The following is a 19039-nucleotide window of genomic DNA, read 5'->3' as shown; positions in this document are numbered from 1 at the left end:
CACGTCCACGGCGTACGAATGGCCCCTTCCCGCCTGCAGGGTGCGGGAAGGGGCCAACAGCTTGCACGGATACGGGAGGCTATCGGTTCGGGCCTGTCGTGGATCACACGCTCTGGCCGACGCTGTCGAAAACCCGACAGTCGAAGAAGTCCTCTCCTTCGGACAGCAGATAGGCCTGCGCCTCACCCACGTGGAAGTACATCCCGTGCAGCTCCAGCGTGCCCTCCGCGAGCCGGCGGGCCACCGATTCGTGGGCCCGCAGGTGCTCCAGCTGCTGCACCACGTTGGTCAGGCAGAGCTGTTCCACGGCGTCGGCCGGGAGCCGCCCGGCGATCCGGGCCCAGGCGTGGTGCCGGCTGCCCATCCGCTTCAGGCTGGGCAGGCCGTGCCGCAGCCAGCGGGTCAGCGGGGTCACCGGCGCTTCCGGGTGGGAGTTCAGCAGGGCCTGCATGGCCCCGCAGCCCGAGTGCCCGCACACCGTGATGCTGGCGACCTTGAGCACGTCCACGGCGTACTCGATCGCCGCGGCCACCGAGTCGTCCGTGGCCTCGGCCCCGGGCAGCGGGACGAGGTTGCCCACGTTGCGGACGGTGAAGAGGTCACCCGGACCGCTCGCCGTGATCATGCTGGTGACCAGGCGGGAGTCCGCGCAGGTCAGGAAGAGCTGCGAAGGCCGCTGCCCCTCGCGGGCCAGCCGGGCCAGCTCGTCCCGGACGTGCGGGGCGGTGTCCCGCTGGAAGGCGCTGATCCCGCTGGCCAGTTGGCCGGCTCCGCGCCGGCGGGACGCCGTCTCGGCGGCCGGGACCCCGGACGCGCTGGGGATCGTACGCGCGACCGTGCCGCCGGGGCCCGCCGCGACGGCGGGGGCGTGGGCCGCGCGGTGGTCGCAGTGGTTCTGCCACGGCGTCCAGGGACGGCAGCAGTGGTGCGCCCCGCGCCCGGAGTCGGTCCGGTGGTGCCCGCCGCCCGCACCGGAGCCCGCGTCCGCGGCGGTGGGCGAGGCCGCGTCCGTGTCCGCTTCGGCTTCCGTGTCCGCGTCCGGACCGGTGCCCGCGAGGGCCCGTCCGCCGCGGCCGGTGAGCTCCAGCGAACCGCCGTGCGCCAGATGCGAGTTCTGCCAGTCGTGCAGGGCCTCGTAGGCGGCGTGGTCCATGAACGAGCCGTCCAGTTCGACCACCACGTGCCCGCCGTGCGGGACCTGGCCCAGCACCCTGCTCAGCCGGGGGACGGCCAGGAAGGTCAACTGGCCGCGGGCGCAGACCTCGTGTACGCCGTCCCGTTCGGTCAGTGTGATCCGGGTCCGGGTCAGCCGGCGCAGGGCCAGCGCCACGGCGACCGCGATCCCGACGGCCACGCCCTCCAGCACTCCGCCCAGCACCACCGCGACGATGGTCGTCGCGTAGACCAGCACCTCCCCGTGCCGGCTGATCGTGCGCAGGTGCGTGATGCTGACCATCTGCACTCCGACGGCCATGACCAGGGCGGCCAGCGCGGCGAGCGGGATGAGGTCGAGGACGGGCACGAGCAGCCCGGCCGCGAGCACCACCCACAGCCCGTGGAACATGGCTGATTTTCGGCTGACGGCACCCGACTTCACATTGGCCACGCTGCGCACGGCCACGCCAGTGATGGGCAGTCCGCCCAGCATGCCGGAGACGATGTTCGCCGCGCCCTGGCCGCGGAGTTCGCGGTCGAGGTCGGCGCGGGGCGGGCGGTTGTCGGTACCGCGCTCGGCGGCGATCAGCTTGTCGGTGGCGACCGAGGACAGCAGGGACTCCACGCTGCCGACCAGGGTGATGGTCAGGACGGCGGCGATCAGGCCGAGCACCGGCCCCTCGGGCAGTTCGGGCAGGGCGTGGCTGCGCCACGACGGCAGGTCCACCCGGGGCAGGCTGAGCCCGGCCAGTGCCGCGAAGGCGGTGGCGGTGGCGACGGCCGCGAGCGCGGCGGGCACCTTGCGCAGGGCGCGGCCCACCCTCCCGGGCAGTCTGCCCCAGCCCAGCAGGACGCACAGCGTCAGGGCGCTCACCCCGAGGGCTGCGGGATGGGGGTGCGCCAACTGGGCCGGCAGCCCGAGCACGTTGGCCACGGCGGAGCTCTGCGGACTGCCGCCGAGCACGATGTGCAGCTGGGCCAGGGCGATGGTGACGCCGATGCCGGCGAGCATCCCGTGCACGATCGCCGGGCTCACCATGAGCGCCGACCGGGCGGTCCGCAGGAGGGCGAGCCCGAGCTGGCAGACGCCGGCGAGGACGGTGATGGCGCAGGTGGTGCGCCAGCCGTAGCGCTGGATCAACTCGGCTGTCACCACGGTGAGTCCGGCCGCCGGGCCGCTCACCTGGAGGGGGGCTCCGCCGAACCGGCCGGCCACGATCCCGCCCACGGCCGCGGCCACCAGCCCTGCCTGGAGCGGGGCTCCGGTGGCGAGCGCGATGCCGAGGGAGAGCGGGAGGGCGATCAGGAAGACGGCGGCGGACGCGGACAGGTCGGCGGGGAGGTCCTGGAGCGGACTTCGCTTCCGCGGGCCGGCCGCGGCTGGGGACGGGGGCGGGGCCGGGGTCGGTTCCGGGGTGGGGGCTGGGGTGGTGGCTGTCATGGGTTCCCGTCTCCTCTGAGGAGGGATGAAGCGGCGGGAGTCTCAACACTCGGTAAATGAACGGTAATGGAGAGTAAAGGGCTGTGGGGGGTAATGCGGGCAAATGGCCTAGGAATTAGCACTCAAGGGTGAATAAGTATTTTGTCTGGCTTGTCACACCTTCCTAAAACACGACCGCATGGGACGTTCCATCGCGAAAGGTCCCGCGATGGAACTGCGAGGGAGAGGTGTGCGGATGATCGCCGCCACGAAGAAGATCGCCGGCGGCCTGGTCGCCACGGCCCTGGTCCTGTGCGCCGCCGGGTGCAGCGGTTCCGGCCCGGCCAAGCCCGGGGCGCCCGGTGGCCAGAGCGCGAAGAAGGGCCCCGCCGCCCCGGACGCTCCCGGCAGCCTCAACCGCCTCATCGGCGACGGTTCGACGGCCTACACCGGCTCGCAGCCCAACGTGCAGGTGCCGAAGAAGCTGAAGCCGGGTGAGAAGCCCCCGCAGTTCGTGGTGTTCTCGTGGGACGGCGCGGGCGAGGACAGCCAGAAGCTCTTCTCGCACTTCCGCGAGGTGGGCAAGCAGTACAACGCCCGGATGACGTACTTCCTCAGCGGGGTGTACCTGCTGCCGGAGGAGAAGCGCTCCCTCTACACGGCGCCGCAGCACTCCCCGGGCCTCTCCGACATCGGCTTCGGCGACCTCCAGGGCATCAAGGACACCGCCACCCAGGTCCGCGCCGCCTGGCTGGAGGGCAACGAGATCGGCACCCACTTCAACGGCCACTTCTGCGGCCCCGAGGGCGGCGTCGGCACCTGGTCGGTGGCGGAGTGGAAGAGCGAGATCAACCAGGCCAAGTCGTTCGTCAAGAACTGGAAGACGAACGCGGGCCTGAAGAACATGGCCCCGCTCCCCTTCGACTACGACAAGGAGCTGATCGGGGCCCGCACCCCCTGCCTCGAAGGCCAGAAGAACTTCATGCTGGCGGCCAAGGACATGGGGTTCCGCTACGACTCCAGCGGCATCAGCAAGCAGATCTGGCCCAAGAAGACGGACGGGCTCTGGGACCTGCCGCTCCAGCTGGTGCCCATGCCGGGGCGCGCCTTCGACACGCTGAGCATGGACTACAACTACATGGTCAACCAGTCCGGGACGACCACGCAGGGCGATCCCGCGCAGCACCAGTACTGGGGCGACCAGATGCGCGACGGCCTGCGGCAGGCCTTCGACCGGGCCTACCAGGGCAACCGCGCACCGCTGATCATCGGCAACCACTTCGAGTCGTGGAACGGCGGCACCTACATGCGGGCCGTCGAGGAGTCCATCAAGGACATGTGCACCAAGCCGGAGGTGCGGTGCGTGCCCTTCCGCGAGCTGGCCGACTGGCTGGACGCCCAGAACCCGAAGACGCTGGAGTGGATGCGCACCCTCGACGTCGGCGAGGCGCCCAAGGAGGGCTGGACGAAGTTCCTCACCGCGGGGCCGCCGGCGCCTCCGGCCGCCCCGCCGGGCGCGGACAAGGTCAAGCCGGCTGAGGAGCGGGCAGCGGAGCAGGGCGAGGGCTGACCAGGGCCTCGTGGAGGACGAAGGCGGGGTCGACCTGTTCCGCCAGGTCGACCCCGGTCTTGGCGTTCCCCCAGCTCTCGGCGTTGCGCAGGTGGAAGTGCACCATCTGCTCGGTGTACCTGCTCCAGTCGCGGTGCGCGTAGGAGTCCTCCGCCGCGTCCTGGAGCGCCTGGAGGGCGAGCCGGTTGCCGGCCTCCAGCAGTTCGAACGCGGCCGGGCGGCCGCGCTCCATCGCGCGGACCCAGTCGGAATGCCCGAAGGTGACGAGCAGGTCGTCGCCCACCTCGTCCTGCAGGAACTCGATGTCCTCCGGTCCCTGCACCTTGTTGCCGACCACCTTGAGCACCACCCCGAAGTCCCGGGCGTACTCCTTGTACTGGCGGTAGACCGAGACGCCCTTGCGGGTCGGCTCGGCGACCAGGAAGGTCACGTCGAACCGGGTGAACATGCCGGACGCGAAGGAGTCGGACCCGGCCGTCATGTCGACGACCACGTACTCGTCCGGGCCGTCGACCAGGTGGTTGAGGCAGAGCTCGACCGCGCCGACCTTCGAGTGGTAGCAGGCCACGCCCAGGTCGGACTCGGTGAAGGGGCCCGTGGCCATCAGCCGTACGGAATCCCCGTCGTCGAGCGGCAGCGTGCGCGCGCAGGCCTCGTAGACCGGGTTGTCCTCGGTGATGCGCAGCAGGCGCGAGCCGGCGCCGGGCGGCGTGGTCTTGATCATGCTGTCGGCCGAGGCGATGCGCGGGTTGGAGCCGCGCAGGTACTCCTTGATCAGGGGCAGGTGCGCGCCCAGGGCGGGCAGCGCGGCGGCCTCTTCGTCGGTGAGCCCGAGGGCCGCCCCGAGGTGCTGGTTGATGTCGGCGTCCACCGCGACGACGGGCGCTTCATTGGCTGCGAGGTGGCGGATGAAGAGGGAGGACAGCGTCGTCTTGCCGCTGCCGCCCTTTCCCACGAAAGCGATCTTCATGTTCACCAAGCGTAGCCGCTCGGTAGCGCCGTGTGGTCAAGGTGAGTGAAGAAGACCACTCCAAGGAGGGGTCGGTGCTACGGGGGCGCAGTGCGTAGGCTCCCTACTTATGAGTAGCGCTTCTGACCCGCTGGCGGCCCTCGGATCCCTGCCGGGGGTCGCGGAGTCGGTGGATTCCGTACGCAAGGCCGTGGACCGCGTCTACGGGCACCGGGTGATGCGCCGGCGCAGCGGCGAGATCACCTCCGAGGCCGCCCTGCGCGGCGCCCGGGGCAGCGCGGCGCTGTCCGGTGCCGACTGGGCCCTGGAGGAGGTGCGCCGCCGGACCGACTTCGGGGCGCAGGACGAGGCGCGCACGGTGGGCGCCGCGCTGAGGCTGACGGCGGAGGCCGGGCAGCTGCTGAGCATCTGGCGCCAGTCGCCGCTGCGGGTGCTGGCGCGGCTGCACCTGGTGGCGTGCGGGGCGACGGCCCCGGCGTCGGCCGACGGGACCGCCGACGTCGTCGGCCGGCCGCGGCTGGCGGGCGAGCCGGTGGAGGAGCTCCTGGTGGACCTGCCGCTCCCGGACGCCGAGGAGGTCGCGGGGCGGCTGGACGGTCTGTCCCGGCTGGTCATCGCGGGCGGGTCGGCTCCGGCGCTGGTGACGGCCGCGGTGGTGCACGGGGAACTGCTGGCCCTGCGGCCCTTCGCCTCGTACAACGGGCTGGTGGCGCGGGCGGCCGAGCGGATCGTGCTGATCAACAGCGGGCTGGACCCGAAGGCGGTCTGCCCGGCGGAGGTCGGCCACGCGGAGCAGGGGGCGGAGGCCTACCTGAAGGCCTTCGAGGGTTACGTCTCCGGCACCGCGGAGGGGATGGCGCAGTGGATCGGGCACTGCGGCCGCTCGATCGAGCTCGGCGTCCGCGAGTCCACCGCGGTCTGCGAGGCGCTCCAGCGCGGCGCGGCCTGAGGCCGTTCCGGCCGGGCGCAGGGTTGCGGCGACACCGTCTTGCTCTGGTGTCGCCGCTGGCATTCCCGCCCAGTTACCAAGCGTCCTCGATGGTTGCCCATCAGGCCGGGAACTTTGCCCGTGGCCTGGTGCGGCTGGCCCGTAATCGACGGGTCGACGTCGCGTGGGTGCTCGGCGTTCATGCTTCGGTCCGTGGGCCTTACTGCGTTTTAAAGATGATCCTCTCGGATGTTCTTTGGTCTCGCGGGCCGTGACTCCTTTCTACTCCGCTTCGGTGCCGAGCGAAACCCCTGGCAGGATTCCTTTACTTTCCGGGGCGACCCGGGGCGAACCGGACAAGCCGTATCGCCCCAGGCCGGGAGGGTCCGGTCAGGCCGAGGCGGCGGAGATCCCCGCGCGCCGGCGGCTCGCGTACCAGACGAGACCGGCGGTGGCGGCGGCCGCTCCGATGGCCGCCGCCGCGACCAGGGCGGGCCGCGCGGGCATCGACAGCCCGGGCAGGCGCTGCTTCAGCCGCACCGGCCGGTTGAACACCAGGACCGGCCACTCCCGCGCGACGGCCTCGCGCCGCAGCGCACGGTCGGGGTTGACGGCGTGCGGGTGCCCCACGGCCTCCAGCATCGGTACGTCGGTGATCGAGTCGCTGTACGCGTAGCACCGCGCGAGGTCGTACCCCTCGGACTCGGCGAGCTCGCGGACGGCCTCGGCCTTCGTGGGGCCGTAGGCGTAGTACTCGATCTCCCCGGTGAAGCAGCCGTCCTCGCCGACCACCATGCGGGTGGCGACGATCCGGTCCGCGCCGAGCATCTCGCCGATCGGCTCGACGACTTCGGCACCGGAACTGGAGACGATCACCACGTCACGGCCGGCCGTGTGGTGGGCCTCGATGAGGGACGCGGCCTCGTCGTAGATGATCGGGTCGATCAGGTCGTGCAGGGCTTCGGCGACGATCTCCCGGACCTGCTGGACGTTCCACCCCTTGCAGAGGGCGGACAGGTACTCCCGCATCCGCTCCATCTGGTCGTGGTCGGCGCCGCCGGCCAGGAAGATGAACTGGGTGTAGGCCGTCCGCAGCACGGCGCGGCGGTTGATCAGGCCGCCCCGGTAGAAGGACTTGCTGAACGTCAGAGCGCTCGACTTCGCAATGACCGTCTTGTCCAGGTCGAAGAAGGCGGCGGTCCGAGGCAGCGAGTGCGGCAAGGGCTGATTTTCCACGAGCCGAGCATATGCGCCCACCATTCGGCGTAAGGTGTGGCGCGTGGGTTTGCCTGAGAAGGCTCTCGGGTACACCATGGAAGTCACGGATCGTTCGCGACCGTGCTAACCCGGTCTGGCTCCTCCCCCCCCGAGTCGGACCGTGGGGACGACCCCCGCTCTCCCCCCCGGCGGGGGTCGTCGCATGTCCGGACGCGGTTCGCGTCCCCTCCACCCGGTCCGCGGCGACCATCATCCCGGCCCTCCTTCATCGATGGGCCCGCCTGGCACAGGCCTGTACTCCTCCGAACTCGTGACGCTGCGTAGTGGTTCCGCAGCGCTGTGGAACTCACCTGATGGTGTGGCGAAGTTATTCACAGGCGTCTTCTTGTCCACAGTTTTCGAGCAAGATCCACTTCTTTTTCCGGATCCCTCCACCGTGATTCCAGCCGCGAAGTCCGCGGCTCGTGGATTTGCAGTGAGAAGGGGGCGGAGATCGTGGCTGGATCGAAGTCGTGTGAAGCGCAGGCACCTGCGGCACCCGTGGTGGCGGGCGGGGCAGGGAACGGCGGCCGCGCCGGAGGCGCCGGGCCCGGTGGCGGACGGCCGCTGATCATCACCGAGGACCCGGTGCTCCTCGACGACCTGCTGCGGCTGTGCGCCGCCGCGGGCGCAGAGCCGCACGTGCACCACGCGGTGCCGGAGCCGGCCACGGACGGGGCCGGGGCGCCCGGATGGGACTCCGCGCCCCTGGTGCTGATCGGGGACGACGCCGCCCGCCGGGTGCGCGGGGCGCCCCGCCGGGACGGGGTGCTGCTCGTCGGCCGGGACCTCGACGACCCCTCCGTGTGGCAGCGGGCGGTGGAGATCGGCGCCCAGGAGGTCCTGCGCCTGCCCGACGCCGAGAGCACGCTCGTCGACCGCATCGCCGATGTGGCGGAAGGCGCCGGCCGGCCCGCGCTGGCCGTCGGCGTGATCGGCGGCAGCGGCGGGGCCGGGGCCTCCACCCTCGCCTGCGCGCTCGCCCTCCGGGCGGCCAAGGGCGGCGAGCGCACCATCCTCATCGACGCCGACCCGCTCGGCGGGGGCATGGACGTCCTGCTCGGCGGCGAGAGCGCCGAAGGGCTGCGGTGGCCCGACTTCGCCGCTTCGCGCGGCCGCGTCGGGGCCGGGGCGCTGGAGGAGTCCCTGCCCGAGCTGCACGCGCTGCGGGTGCTGAGCTGGGACCGCGGGGAGCGGGTGGTGGTGCCGCCCGCCGCGATGCGGTCGGTCGTGGCCGCCGCCCGCAGGCGGGGCGGGGTCGTGGTGGTCGACCTGCCCCGCCGGGTGGACGAGGCCGTCGCGGAGGTGCTGGCCCAGCTGGACCTCGTGCTGCTGGTGGTGCCGGGCGAACTGCGCTCGGTGGCCGCGGCGGGGCGGGTCGCCGCCGCAGTGCGCATGGCGGCCCGGGACGTCCGCGTCGTCGTGCGGGGCCGCTGTCCCGAGGGGCTCGACGCCGAAGCCGTGGCGGGGCTGCTGGGGGCTCCGCTCGCCGGGGAGGTACCGGTCGAGGTGGGGCTTCCGGGGAGGGTCGCCGAGGGGGAACCGCCGGGTGCGCGGGGCACGCTGGCCCGCTTCTGCGACGGCTTCTGGCGGCGGGCGCTCGGCTCCGCCCAGGGGGTGCCCGCATGAGCGCCGTGCTGCTGGACGCGGTGCGCCAGCACCTCGCCGAGAGCGGGGCCGAGCCCACGCCCGCCCGGGTCGCCGCGGCCCTGCGGGCCCAGGGGCGGCTCCTCGGGGACGCGGAAGTGCTCGGGGTGGCAGCCGAGTTGCGCTCCGAACTGGTGGGCGCGGGGCCGCTGGAGCCGCTGCTCGCCGACCCCGCCGTCACCGACGTGCTGGTCGCCGCCCCGGACCGGGTGTGGGTGGACCGGGGCGCCGGGCTGGAGCTGACCCCGGTGGCCTTCGCCGACGCCGAGGCCGTGCGCAGGCTGGCCCAACGGCTGGCCGCCGTCGCGGGGAGGCGGCTCGACGACGCCCGGCCCTGGGTCGACGCCCGGCTGCCCGACGGCACCCGGCTGCACGCCGTGCTGCCTCCCGTGGCCGTCGGATCGGCGTGTCTGTCGCTGCGCGTGGTGCGGCCCAAGGCGTTCACGCTGGACGAGCTCGTCGCCGCCGGGACACTGCCGCCCGGCGGGCAGCGGCTGCTGCGGGCGATGGTCGAGGCCCGGTTGTCGTTCCTCGTCTCCGGCGGGACCGGGACGGGCAAGACCACCCTGCTCAGCGCCCTGCTCGGACTGGTCGGGCCGGGCGAGCGGATCGTCCTCGCCGAGGACTCCGCCGAGCTGCGCCCCGACCACCCCCACGTGGTGCGGCTGGAGACCCGGCCCGCGAACCAGGAGGGGGCCGGGCTCGTCACCCTCGCCGACCTCGTCCGCCAGGCCCTGCGGATGCGGCCCGACCGGCTGGTGGTCGGCGAGGTGCGGGGCGCGGAGGTGGCCGACCTGCTCGCCGCCCTGAACACCGGGCACGAAGGGGGCTGCGGGACGGTGCACGCCAATGCCGCGGGGCACGTGCCCGCCCGGCTGGAGGCCCTCGGGACGGCCGCCGGGCTCGACCGGGCCGCCCTGCACAGCCAGTTGGCGGCAGCGCTGACCCTGGTGGTCCACCTGGTGCGGGACCGGTCCGGGAGGCGGCGGGTGGCCGAGGTGCACGTGCTGGAGCGGGACCCGGCCGGGCTGGTGGTGACCGTGCCCGCGCTGCGGTGGGGGCCGCGCGGCTTCGTGCGGGAGGCCGGCTGGACACGGCTCGCCCCGCTGCTCGGGGGTGCGCGGTGAACGCCGGGGCGCTCGGGTCGGTGCCGGTGTTCGCCGGGGTGCTCTGCGCCGGGGCGGCGGCCTGGGGGCTGGCCGGGGGTGAGGGGCGGCCCCGGCGGGCCCGGCTGGTCCTGGCCGGGGGCGGACCGCTGGTTCCGGGCGGGCCGGCGCCCGGGCAGCGGCTGGCGGCCGCGCTGCGGGTACGGGCCGCGCGCTGGCGGGAGTGGGCCGGTCTGGCGGCCGGGGTGCTGGTCGCCGCGGCGGGCGGGTCGGCGATCCCGCTGGCGCTCGGCGCCGCCTCGGTGCCGCTGCTGCGGCGCTGGCTGCGGGCCAGGGAGCGGGAGCGGGCGCGCGCCGCCCGGGCCGCGGGGGTCGTGGAACTGTGCGGGGCCGTCGTGGGGGAGCTGCGGGCCGGCGCCCAGCCGGGCAGGGCGCTGACCGTGGCGATACGGCGTACCGCGGCCGGCCCCGGCGGTCCGGGGGCGGCGGAGACGGGGGTCCTGGCCGCAGCCGCGTTCGGCGGGGACGTGGCCGGGGCCCTGCACCAGGCGGCGCGGGAGCCCGGCGCGCGGGGACTGGCCGGGATGGCCGCCTGCTGGCGGGTATCGGTGGACGGGGGCGCGGGCCTCGCGGCCGGACTCGACCGGCTGGAAGGGGCGTTGCGGGCCGAGCGGGACCGGGAGGAGTCGCTGCGGGCCCAGCTCGCGGGGGCCAGGTCCACGACGGTGGTGCTCGCGCTGCTGCCGCTGGTGGGACTGCTGATGGGCACCGCGCTGGGCGCGGACCCGCTGCGGGTGCTGCTGCACTCCCCGGTCGGGTGGGGCTGCCTGCTCGCGGGCGGGCTGCTGGAGGCGCTGGGGCTGCTCTGGTGCCGGCGGATCGTCCGGACGGGGGAGCGGTGATGGACGGCTCGGCGGTCCACAGGCTGGGGACGGCGTTGTGCGCGGCGGCGCTGGTGTGGTGGCCGGTCTCGGCGGTGGTGGCGCGGCTGGGGCGGCGGGCGGTCCGGCGCAGGACGGCGGTGCTCTTCCGGGGCGGGCCGGTGCGGCGGGGCCCGTGGTGGGGGCCGGGGATCCGGGCCGCGGGTCCGTCCTGGGCGGGGCCGGCCGGGGCGCTGCTGGCGGGCTGGGTGCTGGTCGGCGGGGTGCCGGGGCTCCTCGTCGGGTGCGGGGCGGCGTTCGCGGCGTGGCGGCTGCTCGCGCGGGCCCGGCCGGCCGTCGGGCCGGACCTGGGGGAGGCACAGGCGCAGTTGCCGTTCGCGGCGGACCTGCTGGCGGCCTGTCTCGCGGCGGGGGCGGGGCCGGTGGAGGCGGCCGAGGTGGTCGGGGAGTCGCTGGGCGGCCCGGTCGGTGAGCGGCTGGCCCTCGCGGGGGCGGAGCTGCGGCTGGGCGGCGAACCGGGGGCGGCGTGGGGGAGGTTGGCGGAGATACCCGGGGCGCGGGGACTGGCGGAGTGCCTGGAGCGCGCCGCGCGGACCGGGGCGCCGGCCGCGGAGCCGGTCTCCCGTCTGGCGGCGGCCCTGAGGGCGGACCGCTCCCGGCGGGCGGGCGCCCGGGCGCAGCGGGCGGCGGTGCTCGTCACCGCTCCGGTGGGGCTGTGCTTCCTCCCCGCGTTCCTCGCGGTCGGCGTGGCGCCGGTGGTGATCGGAATGGCCTCGGGACTGCTGTCGCAGCGGTGACGCGAACCGTCCGGTGCGTCGGAAATCAAAACCTGAAATCAGATCAAGAACGTAATCCCACAGGAGGTTGTCATGAGGATCATCCGGAATCGGTTGCGGGCGGTGCTGAAGGGGCGTGGGGGAGATGCGGGAATGTCGACTTCGGAATACGCCATGGGCACCATCGCGGCCTGCGCGTTCGCGGCGGTCCTGTACAAGGTGGTGACGAGCGACGTGGTGTCGGCGGCACTCCAGTCGACGATCGGGAAGGCGCTCGATGCGCCCTTCTGAGCGAAAGCGGCCGGGAATCGGGGACCGCGGATATGTGACGGCCGAGGCCGCTGTGGTCATTCCGGCCCTGGTGCTGTTCGCGGCGCTGCTGGTGTGGGCGCTGATGGCGGCGGCCGCGCAGATCCGGTGTGTGGACGCCGCCCGGGCTGGTGCCCGGGTGGCGGCCCGGTCCGAGCCGGTGGCGGCGGCGGTGGCGGCGGCCCGGGAGGCCGCTCCGGCTGGGGCCGAGGTGGAGGTGGAGCGGTCCGGCGACCTGTGGCGGGTCCGGGTGGCCGCCCCGGCACCGGGGCCGGGCGGCCTGCCGGTACGGCTGGGGGCGCGGGCGGTGGCCCTGGCGGAGGACAGCGTGGGGCCGCCGTCATGAGCGGGTGTCGGCGCCGGCGGCGGGGTGCCGGGCGGGACCGCGGGGTCGCGACGGTGTGGGCCACCGTGGTGGCGGCGGTGCTGGTGGCCGTGTTCGGGGGCGTGCTGCTGCTCGGGCAGGCGGTGGTGGCCCGCCACCGGGCCGGCGCCGCGGCCGACCTGGCGGCCCTGGCAGCGGCCGCGAGCTGGGCGCACGGCCCCGAGCGGGCCTGTGCGGCGGCCCGGCGGGTGGCCGGGGCCCAGGGGGCGGTGGTGGCCGCCTGCGAGGTCGGCGGTGAGGTCGCCGAGGTCCGGGCGGGCGTCCGGGCCGGCCCCTTCACCCCCGAGGCCGCCGCCCGCGCGGGGCCACCCGCGGCCGCCCCCGCGGAGCCCGCCCCGCCCGGGCCCGACGCCCCGGGGCCTGCCGCTCGCGGGGGTCAGGGGGCCGCCGGGGAGGTGGGCCGGGCGGGGGTCAGGGGGCCGGGGAGAGGAGGCGGGTGAGGAGGCGTACGGCGCCGCGTTTGTGGAGGGGGTCGTTGCCGTTGCCGCATTTGGGGGACTGGATGCAGGAGGGGCAGCCCGCCTCGCACTCGCAGGCGGCGATGGCGTCCCGGGTGGCGGTCAGCCAGGCCCTCGCCGTCTGGAAACCCCGCTCGGCGAAGCCGGCGCCGCCCGGGTGGCCGTCGTACACGAAGACCGTGGGCAGCAGGGTGTCCGGATGCAGCGGGACGGAGACCCCGCCGATGTCCCAGCGGTCGCAGGTGGCGAACAGCGGGAGCAGGCCGATGGAGGCGTGCTCGGCGGCGTGCAGGGCGCCGCCGAGGATCTCCGGGGCGATCCGGGCCTCGTCCAGCTGCTCCTCGGTCACCGTCCACCACACGGCCCGGGTGCGCAGGGTGCGCGGCGGCAGGTCGAGCTTGGCCTCGCCGAGCACCTCGCCGGTGACCAGCTTGCGGCGCAGGTAGGAGACGACCTGGTTGGTGACCTCGACGGAGCCGAAGCAGAGCCGGGCCGCGCCCCAGGGGACCTCGGTCTCGGTCTCCAGGACGGAGATGGAGGTGGTGTCGCGGGCGGTGGTGGAGAAGGGCGGGTTCGCCTCCTCGACCAGGGCGGCGGAGTCCTCCAGGTCCAGGTGTTTCACCAGGTAGGTGCGGCCCTGGTGCAGGTGGACGGCACCGTCGTGGACGGCGGTGTGCGAGGCGGCCTCGTCGACGGTGCCCAGCAGCCGGCCGGTGGAGGCCTCCACGATCTGCACCGGGCGGCCCCCGCCGCCGCGGATGTCGGTCAGGTCCGAGGCCCGCTCCCGGCGGGTCCAGTGCCAGGCCGTGGCCCGCCGCCGCAACAGCTTCGCCGCCTCCAGCTGGGGCATGAGGCCGCGCGAGGCGGGGCCGAAGAGGTCCAGGTCGGCCTCGGTCAGCGGTAGCTCGGCGGCGGCCGCGCACAGGTGCGGGGCCAGGACGTACGGGTTGTCGGGGTCCAGCACGGTGGCTTCCACCGGCTGGCGGAACAGGGCCTCGGGGTGGTGGACCAGGTAGGTGTCCAGCGGGTCGTCCCGGGCGACCAGGATGGCCAGGGCGCCCTGCCCCGAGCGTCCGGCGCGCCCGGCCTGCTGCCACAGCGAGGCCCGGGTGCCCGGGTAGCCGGTGATCAGCACGGCGTCCAGGCCGGACACGTCGACGCCCAGCTCCAGGGCGGTGGTCGCGGCCAGTCCCAGCAGCTCCCCGGAGTGCAGGGCCCGCTCCAGGGCCCGGCGCTCCTCGGGCAGGTAGCCGCCGCGGTAGGCGGCGACCCGCCCGGGCAGGGACCGGTCCACCGCCGCGAGCCGCTCCTGGGCGATCACCGCGATCAGCTCGGCTCCGCGCCGGGAGCGGACGAAGGCCACGGTCCGCACGCCCTGGACGACCAGGTCGGTCAGCAGGTCGGCGGTCTCGGCGGTCGCGGTCCGGCGTACCGGGGCGCCCTTCTCGCCCTTGAGCTCGGTCAGCGGCGGCTCCCACAGGGCGAAGACGACCTCGCCGCGCGGGGAGGCGTCGTCAGTGATCTCGGTCACCGGCACGCCGGTCAGCCGGGACGCGGCGGCCGCGGGGTCGCTGGCGGTGGCGGAGGCCAGCAGGAAGACCGGTTCGGAACCGTAGCGGGCGCACAGTCGGCGCAGCCGCCGCAGGACCTGGGCGACGTGGGAGCCGAACACGCCGCGGTAGGTGTGGCACTCGTCGATGACGACGTAGCGCAGGGCCTTCAGGAAGGAGGACCAGCGGGGGTGGGAGGGCAGGATCCCCCGGTGCAGCATGTCGGGGTTGGTCAGCACGTAGTTGGCGTACTGGCGCACCCATTCGCGTTCCTCGACGGGGGTGTCCCCGTCGTACACGGCCGGGCGCACGGCGTTGCCCAGGGGTGCGGACAGCTCCCGGACGGCCCGCCGCTGGTCGGCGGCCAGAGCCTTGGTGGGAGCCAGGTAGAGGGCGGTCGCACCCCGCCCGTTCGGCGCCTGGGCGCCGTCCGCGAGGGCGGACAGCACGGGGGCCAGGTAGGCCAGGGACTTGCCGGAGGCGGTGCCGGTGGCGACGACCACGGACTCGCCGTCCAGGGCGTGCTCGGCGGCCGCGGCCTGGTGTTCCCACGGATGGTCGATCCCCGCGTCCCGGATCGCGGCTACGACATCCGTTCGGATGCGATGGGGCCAGACCGCATGACGGCCCTCCCGAGGGGGCAAGTGCTCCGTATGGGTGATGCGCGCAGCCCGGGAAGGCCCCCGTGACAGGCGGTCCAGGACCGTGCCGGGAGCGGGTCGTGGATCGGCGGGTGCCGTGGGCGGACCGGGGCGGTGAGTGTTGGCCATTGGAACCGAGTGTGTCACTGGCGTGCGGGACAATGGTCCCAAGGCGTCGTGCGCGCCTGCCGGTAAGTGATTGAATGCCATCGCGGCAGCCGATCCCCTCCCCTACCTTCGGGTGGGGAGGCCCCTGGGGGGCGCCGCTCGATAGCAAGGTGCTGGAGGATCCGTGGACCTGTCCCTGTCGACTCGCACTGTCGGCGACCGCACGGTCGTAGAGGTCGGTGGCGAGATTGATGTGTATACCGCGCCCAAGCTGCGCGAGCAGTTGGTGGAGTTGGTGAACGACGGCAGTTACCACCTGGTCGTCGACATGGAGCGAGTGGACTTCCTCGACTCCACCGGCCTCGGTGTGCTCGTGGGAGGCCTCAAGCGCGTGCGCGCGCACGAGGGCTCGCTGCGTCTGGTCTGCAACCAGGAGCGCATCCTGAAGATCTTCCGGATCACCGGTCTGACCAAGGTGTTCCCGATCCACACCTCGGTGGAGGACGCCGTCCAGGCCACCGACTGACGTAAGGCTCCCGACACCGAGGAGCCGTCGAGGAGCGGGGGTACCGGGCCACGGTTGGTCCGGGCCCCTGTGAAGGCACGCCCGTAGTCCGAGGGGGACGCACATGGCCACCGTTGAACTGCGCTTCAGCGCCCAGCCCGAACACGTCAGGACGGCCCGCCTCGTCGCGGCCGCCGTGGCGCGCCGGGCGGGGCTGGAGGAGGCCGTCCTCGACGAGGTCCGCCTCGCCGTGGGCGAGGCCTGTTCGCGTGCCGTCGGACTGCACCGCAGCAACGGCCTGACCGCGCCCGTGCGCGTCGTGCTGACCGAGGAGGAGAAGTCGTTCTCCATCGAGGTCGGCGACGAGGTGCCCGGGCCGGCCGGCGGTTCCGCGGAGTCGGTGCCGGGGATCGCCGCCGTCCTCGACCCGGACGCGGACGAGGAGGACGAGATGGGGCTCGCGGTGATCAGCGGGCTCGTCGACGACGTCTCGGTGACCAGTGGTGAATCGGGCGGAACGATCCGCATGAGCTGGCCCGTCGCCGGCGCTGCCGATCTTCCGTAACACCCCCCTCACCCTATTTTCCGATCTTCGGAAATTCCTCGGATCTTTACCAAGGCCCTGCTGAGCAGGGCCTTTTTCGTTTTCCCGGGAAAACTTCTAGATCGCTGATCGACCGTCAATGCCTTTGCCCCATTACCTCTTTCGGGGGTAATGGAGTGACGTGATCTATTGGTGAGGAGCAAGAGCGCGCCAATTCCGTTCCACGCCCACTGTTTTGATCAGGTCGCGCTCCCTACAATCCGTCCACATCTTGAGCTCATCACGTCAAGGAGGACGAATGACGGGGCTCTTCACCCCTATCGCGCCGGATCACGCCCATGATCTGGCAGCCGCAGTACTCACCGATGACAACAGAGTCATCGTGTTCGTCATCGCGGGCGTCGCGCTGGCCGCGCTCGTCGTCGCGCAGATCCTGGTCCGCCAGGTCCTCTCCGCCGACGAGGGCACCGACAGCATGAAGAGCATCGCGGCGGCCGTGCAGGAGGGCGCCAACGCCTACCTGGGCCGCCAGTTGCGCACCCTCGGCGTCTTCGCCGTGGTGGTCTTCTTCCTGCTCTTCCTGCTCCCCGCCGACGACTGGTCGCAGCGGGCCGGACGTTCCGCCTTCTTCCTCGTCGGCGCCATCTTCTCGGCCGTCACCGGCTACATCGGCATGCGCCTCGCGGTCCGCGCCAACGTCCGCGTCGCCGCGGCCGCCCGCGAGGCCACCCCCGCCGAGGGCGAACCCGCCAAGGACCTGACCGAGGTGGCCCACAAGGCGATGAAGATCGCCTTCCGTACCGGTGGCGTGGTCGGCATGTTCACGGTCGGTCTGGGCCTGTTCGGCGCGTCCTGCGTCGTCCTGGTCTACGCCGCCGACGCCCCCAAGGTCCTGGAGGGCTTCGGCCTGGGCGCCGCCCTGATCGCGATGTTCATGCGCGTGGGCGGCGGCATCTTCACCAAGGCCGCCGACGTCGGCGCCGACCTGGTCGGCAAGGTCGAGCAGGGCATTCCGGAGGACGATCCGCGCAATGCCGCGACCATCGCCGACAATGTGGGCGACAACGTCGGCGACTGCGCGGGGATGGCGGCCGACCTCTTCGAGTCCTACGCCGTCACCCTCGTGGCCGCGCTCATCCTCGGCAAGGCCGCCTTCGGCGACCTGGGCCTCGCCTTCCCGCTGATCGTGCCCGCCATCGGCGTGATCACCGCGATGATCGGCATCTTCGCGGTCGCCCCGCGCCGCGCCGACCGCAGCGGGATGACCGCGATCAACCGCGGCTTCTTCATCTCCGCCGTGATCTCCCTCGCGCTCGTGGCCGTCGCCGTCTACAGCTACCTGCCGGCCACCTACAAGGAGCTCGTCGGCGTCGAGGACGCCGCCATCTCCAACCACAGCGGGGACCCGCGCGTCCTGGCCGTGGTCGCCGTCGCCATCGGCATCGTGCTCGCGGCGCTGATCCAGCAGCTGACCGGCTACTTCACCGAGACCACCCGCCGTCCCGTCCGGGACATCGGCAAGTCCTCGCTGACCGGCCCCGCCACCGTGGTCCTCGCCGGCATCTCCGTCGGCCTGGAGTCCGCCGTCTACACGGCGCTCCTGATCGGTCTCGGCGTCTACGGCGCCTTCCTGCTCGGCGGCACGTCGATCATGCTGGCGCTCTTCGCGGTGGCCCTGGCCGGCACCGGCCTGCTGACCACCGTCGGCGTCATCGTCGCGATGGACACCTTCGGCCCCGTCTCCGACAACGCCCAGGGCATCGCCGAGATGTCCGGCGACGTCGAGGGCGCCGGCGCCCAGGTCCTCACCGACCTGGACGCGGTCGGCAACACCACCAAGGCCATCACCAAGGGCATCGCCATCGCCACCGCCGTGCTGGCCGCGGCCGCGCTCTTCGGCTCGTACAACGACGCCATCACCAACGCGGTCAAGGAAGTCGGCGCCAAGGCCGGCGAGATGAACCTCAGCCTCGACATCGCCCAGCCCAACAACCTGGTCGGCCTCCTCCTCGGCGCGGCCGTGGTGTTCCTGTTCTCGGGCCTGGCCATCAACGCCGTCTCCCGCTCCGCGGGCGCCGTCGTCTACGAGGTGCGCCGCCAGTTCCGCGAGCACCCCGGGATCATGGACTACTCGGAGAAGCCCGAGTACGGCCGCGTCGTCGACATCTGCACCAAGGACGCGCTGCGCGAGCTCGCCACGCCCGGTCTGCTCGCCGTGCTCACCCCGATCGCGGTCGGCTTCACCCTCGGCGTCGGCGCGCTCGGCTCCTTCCTGGCCGGCGCCATCGGCACCGGCACGCTGATGGCGGTCTTCCTCGCCAACTCCGGAGGCGCGTGGGACAACGCGAAGAAGCTCGTCGAGGACGGCCACCACGGCGGCAAGGGCAGCGAGGCCCACGCCGCGGTCGTCATCGGCGACACCGTCGGCGACCCGTTCAAGGACACCGCGGGCCCGGCCATCAACCCGCTGCTGAAGGTCATGAACCTGGTGGCCCTGCTGATCGCCCCCGCGGTCGTGCAGTTCAGCTACGGACCGGACACCAGCGCCATCGTCCGGGCCGTCGTCGCGGTGATCGCGCTCACGGTGATCGTCGCCGCGGTGTACGTCTCCAAGCGCCGCGGCATCGCCGTCGGCGAGGACGGCGGCAGCGCCAACGCCGAGCGGGTGGCCCAGCCGGCCGATCCGGCGGTGGTCTCCTGACGCTCCAGGGTCCCTGAGGCCGGCCTCGGAGGCCCCTGTGGGCCGGCCGGCTCGAAGATGCGCCCGAACGGCGGACGGGCGGCGCGGACTGACGCGCCGTCTGTCCGCCTTTGTGCGAGCCCTGATGG

Annotated in this window: 16 protein-coding genes; 12 read left to right on the top strand and 4 right to left on the bottom strand. The window is 73.4% G+C overall.

From position 1 onward, the window contains the following. Positions 1-103 precede the first annotated feature (103 nt). Positions 104-2596 (bottom strand): SulP family inorganic anion transporter, encoded by a 2493-nt coding sequence (locus tag D1J60_RS16150; protein WP_125821570.1) that lies wholly within the window; start codon positions 2594-2596, stop codon positions 104-106. A 235-nt stretch (positions 2597-2831) separates the two neighbouring features. Here D1J60_RS16150 and D1J60_RS16145 point away from each other — a divergent pair, with 235 nt between their 5' ends. Then, complete coding sequence (locus D1J60_RS16145) at positions 2832-4145, top strand: hypothetical protein (protein ID WP_125821569.1); 1314 nt, start codon at positions 2832-2834, stop codon at positions 4143-4145. Here the strand turns inward: D1J60_RS16145 and D1J60_RS16140 are convergent. Continuing rightward, entirely contained in the window at positions 4102-5115 is a 1014-nt protein-coding gene (locus D1J60_RS16140; protein WP_125603886.1) for an ATP-binding protein, read from the bottom strand. The two genes, D1J60_RS16145 and D1J60_RS16140, sit on opposite strands and share 44 nt — an antisense overlap. Positions 5116-5224: 109 nt before the next feature. Between D1J60_RS16140 and D1J60_RS16135 the strand changes: the two genes are divergently transcribed. Then, complete coding sequence (locus D1J60_RS16135) at positions 5225-6064, top strand: oxidoreductase (RefSeq protein ID WP_125821568.1); 840 nt, start codon at positions 5225-5227, stop codon at positions 6062-6064. Between the two features lie 369 nt (positions 6065-6433). Here D1J60_RS16135 and D1J60_RS16130 read toward each other — a convergent pair whose 3' ends face one another. Next, a complete protein-coding gene (locus tag D1J60_RS16130) occupies positions 6434-7303 on the bottom strand; it encodes an HAD-IB family hydrolase (RefSeq protein WP_125603884.1) in 870 nt (289 codons plus the stop codon). Between the two features lie 501 nt (positions 7304-7804). On the opposite strand from D1J60_RS16130, the gene ssd reads away from it, so the two are divergent. The 7 genes from ssd to D1J60_RS16095 all read left to right on the top strand — a co-directional run bounded on the left by ssd (position 7805) and on the right by D1J60_RS16095 (position 12844). Continuing rightward, positions 7805-8929 carry a septum site-determining protein Ssd gene (gene ssd, locus D1J60_RS16125; RefSeq protein ID WP_125824053.1) on the top strand — a complete coding sequence of 375 codons (1125 nt, stop codon included), beginning with the start codon at positions 7805-7807 and terminating at the stop codon, positions 8927-8929. After that, positions 8926-10074, top strand: a complete 1149-nt coding sequence (locus D1J60_RS16120; protein ID WP_125821567.1) for a TadA family conjugal transfer-associated ATPase — start codon at positions 8926-8928, stop codon at positions 10072-10074. Before ssd ends, D1J60_RS16120 begins: the two co-directional genes overlap by 4 nt. Continuing rightward, the gene (locus D1J60_RS16115; RefSeq protein ID WP_164720906.1) at positions 10071-10955 is read left to right on the top strand and encodes a type II secretion system F family protein; all 885 of its coding nucleotides are present in this window, start codon (positions 10071-10073) and stop codon (positions 10953-10955) included. The genes D1J60_RS16120 and D1J60_RS16115 overlap by 4 nt, the downstream gene beginning before the upstream one ends. Then, entirely contained in the window at positions 10955-11731 is a 777-nt protein-coding gene (locus D1J60_RS16110; protein WP_125821566.1) for a type II secretion system F family protein, read from the top strand. The genes D1J60_RS16115 and D1J60_RS16110 overlap by 1 nt, the downstream gene beginning before the upstream one ends. 72 nt (positions 11732-11803) lie before the next feature. Next, complete coding sequence (locus D1J60_RS16105; protein WP_125595112.1) at positions 11804-12001, top strand: DUF4244 domain-containing protein; 198 nt, start codon at positions 11804-11806, stop codon at positions 11999-12001. After that, positions 11988-12365 carry a TadE family type IV pilus minor pilin gene (locus tag D1J60_RS16100; RefSeq protein WP_125821565.1) on the top strand — a complete coding sequence of 126 codons (378 nt, stop codon included), beginning with the start codon at positions 11988-11990 and terminating at the stop codon, positions 12363-12365. Before D1J60_RS16105 ends, D1J60_RS16100 begins: the two co-directional genes overlap by 14 nt. Next, positions 12362-12844, top strand: a complete 483-nt coding sequence (locus D1J60_RS16095; RefSeq protein WP_125821564.1) for an Rv3654c family TadE-like protein — start codon at positions 12362-12364, stop codon at positions 12842-12844. The genes D1J60_RS16100 and D1J60_RS16095 overlap by 4 nt, the downstream gene beginning before the upstream one ends. On the opposite strand, the gene D1J60_RS16090 is transcribed toward D1J60_RS16095, so the two are convergent. Continuing rightward, positions 12816-15263 carry a DEAD/DEAH box helicase gene (locus tag D1J60_RS16090; RefSeq protein ID WP_125821563.1) on the bottom strand — a complete coding sequence of 816 codons (2448 nt, stop codon included), beginning with the start codon at positions 15261-15263 and terminating at the stop codon, positions 12816-12818. The two genes, D1J60_RS16095 and D1J60_RS16090, sit on opposite strands and share 29 nt — an antisense overlap. A gap of 82 nt (positions 15264-15345) precedes the next feature. On the opposite strand from D1J60_RS16090, the gene bldG reads away from it, so the two are divergent. From bldG to D1J60_RS16075, 3 genes are all read left to right on the top strand, one after another. After that, entirely contained in the window at positions 15346-15687 is a 342-nt protein-coding gene (gene bldG / locus D1J60_RS16085; RefSeq protein WP_007264942.1) for an anti-sigma factor antagonist BldG, read from the top strand. A 103-nt stretch (positions 15688-15790) separates the two neighbouring features. Beyond that, positions 15791-16231: an ATP-binding protein gene (locus tag D1J60_RS16080; RefSeq protein WP_125821562.1), complete on the top strand. Its 441-nt coding sequence runs from the start codon at positions 15791-15793 to the stop codon at positions 16229-16231. Between the two features lie 277 nt (positions 16232-16508). Next, the gene (locus D1J60_RS16075; protein WP_125821561.1) at positions 16509-18911 is read left to right on the top strand and encodes a sodium-translocating pyrophosphatase; all 2403 of its coding nucleotides are present in this window, start codon (positions 16509-16511) and stop codon (positions 18909-18911) included. The last annotated feature ends 128 nt before the right edge of the window (positions 18912-19039 follow it).

The organism is Streptomyces sp. W1SF4, from assembly GCF_003950035.1.
GTDB lineage: Bacteria > Actinomycetota > Actinomycetes > Streptomycetales > Streptomycetaceae > Streptomyces > Streptomyces racemochromogenes.
The sequence above is the reverse complement of the archived record's forward strand: the minus strand, read 5'-3'. Positions and strand labels throughout refer to the sequence as shown.